The sequence below is a fragment of the Collinsella sp. AF02-46-1 genome (assembly GCF_003465825.1).
In the GTDB taxonomy this organism is placed as follows: Bacteria; Actinomycetota; Coriobacteriia; order Coriobacteriales; family Coriobacteriaceae; genus Collinsella.
In genome coordinates this window covers 1-1,932 of sequence record NZ_QSBV01000047.1, presented here as the reverse complement: position 1 = coordinate 1,932, position 1,932 = coordinate 1, and the positions used below count along the sequence as shown (strand labels likewise).

2 protein-coding genes are annotated in these 1,932 nt (G+C 59.5%); both read right to left on the bottom strand.

Translation table 11 applies throughout. The annotated features are described in order from the left end of the window. Positions 1-93: 93 nt before the first annotated feature. Positions 94-594 carry an ATP-binding protein gene (locus tag DWV20_RS09785; RefSeq protein ID WP_117790507.1) on the bottom strand — a complete coding sequence of 167 codons (501 nt, stop codon included), beginning with the start codon at positions 592-594 and terminating at the stop codon, positions 94-96. 196 nt (positions 595-790) lie between these two features. Beyond that, positions 791-1,366: a methylated-DNA--[protein]-cysteine S-methyltransferase gene (locus DWV20_RS09780; RefSeq protein ID WP_233508860.1), complete on the bottom strand. Its 576-nt coding sequence runs from the start codon at positions 1,364-1,366 to the stop codon at positions 791-793. Between the last annotated feature and the right edge of the window lie 566 nt (positions 1,367-1,932).

The window sequence follows — 1,932 nt, the reverse complement described above, 5'->3', positions numbered from 1 at the left end:
CTATTTGCTCAATGTGTTCGGCTGAGATCGGAAATCAACCACGTTTCCCCAGATAAAACCTGCCAAAATAAACCTGTTCTTTTTTGGCAGGTTTTAAAGGCAAACGGTGAAGGTGATCTGGTTGCCGTGACCGGATACGGTGGCGGCGCCTCCATGGGCCTCGGCGATGGCACGCACCACGGACAGGCCCACGCCCGAGCCACCCGTCTTGGAGCTGCGCGACGCATCCGCACGATAGAAGCGATCGAACAATCGGTCCAGGTCGCCCTCGGGCAGCTCGTCCACGGCGTTCGTTACGACAAGCTCGGCGGCGCCCTTGCCTTTGCCGTGCGAAACGGCGCACAGGCTCAGCTCAATCACGCTGCCCTCGCTCGCATAGCGCGTGGCGTTGTCCAGTAGCAACTCAACCACCTGCGCCACCGCCGCGGCATCGGCATGGGTCCGCACGCCGGTCGCAATCGACGTCGACAGGCGCTTACCGCCTGAGACCACCACCGACTTAAACGGCGCCGCCGCCTTGTTCACCGCCTCCGAAAGATCGATCGACGCCATGGTAAAGCCCGCCGAGCCCTCGTCCATGCATGCCAAGAACACCAAGCGCTCCGCGAGCGCCGATAATAGCGCACCCGCACTCGCCTTAGTGCTGCCTTAGCAGGTCGATGAGCATATTTAAAAAAGCAAGGTTATAGCTTAGTCGGACTTAAGGAACGGGCGGCTTCACATCTCGCCCTGCAAACAACGCCCGTACAGCGAGCGCGCTTGCCGCATGGGCGTTGCGGCCGCCTGCAGCTTATAGATAGGCACCCTCGAGGCGCAGCAGCCACTCCTTGCGATCCAGTCCACCGGCGTATCCGTTGAGCGATCCGTCGGCCGCGACCACGCGATGGCACGGCACGATAATCGAAATAGGGTTGCGAGCGACCGCAGCCCCCACCGCGCGAGGAGATACAACGGGCGCTTCATTTCCCGGCACACGATGTCGAGCCGCAACACGCTGGGCGATCTCGCCATACGTAGCGACCTCGCCACGCGGAATTGAAAGTAGCTCAAACCAAACCTCACGCTGAAACGCCGTGCCAATCAAATGCAACGGCGGCGTAAACCGAGGCTCCTGCCCCGCAAAATAGGCGTTGAGCCAAGCCCAAGAACGCTCTAGCACCGAAGAAGCCGCGCCATTGGCCGGATTTACCGTCTGCATGCCCCCGGCACCCGAAACTGCATCGGTGCCCTCAACGTATTCGGCGCTTTCTTTAAGAAGCGTGGAACCAAAGTGCTCCTGCCCCTCAAACCAAAGCCCCGTCAGACCGCGGCCATCAGCGGCAAGCAAGATTTCGCCCAAAGGCGAAGCAAACGTCGTCGTGACCACCAGCGGCTCCCTTCAAAACTCCGCAACATAATACCGCGAATTGTACAGACAACCCCGCAGATACGTCTGGGCGGGCTCGCAATTACTTAAGCGAGACTGTTTTCCCTAATCAAGCGAAAAAGACGCAGGGCATCGACACCAGAGCGGTACCCCTGTCAGCCGAGCTCTAATACTTTCCCGAGAAGTGAACGAGTAAAAACGAAGTCCCGGAGCATCCACACCTTTAGACCGCAAAACCGCAGGATTCGCGCTGCAAAACCGCAGGACATAGCAATCAAAAAATGCCAATGCTTCGGGGGTCCAAATAAGGTCGTTCACTTCACGGGAAAAGTATTAGACCTCAATTCGCACCAAGCCCAAAGTCACCCCAGGCAGCAGGCGCGAAGCGCCGAGGCCGCCGCCGGGACTAGGGCCCGCAACAACCACGTGCCCCCACATCAGCCCAGCGGCCCCAACCAGCAACGGCCCCATCGCAGGCCGCTCGCAGCCGAGTCACCGCAGGCGGGGGCCGGGCTTGGTTTTCAGAACATTCCGCACTGATATCTTCTGTATTGAAGACGTCGATG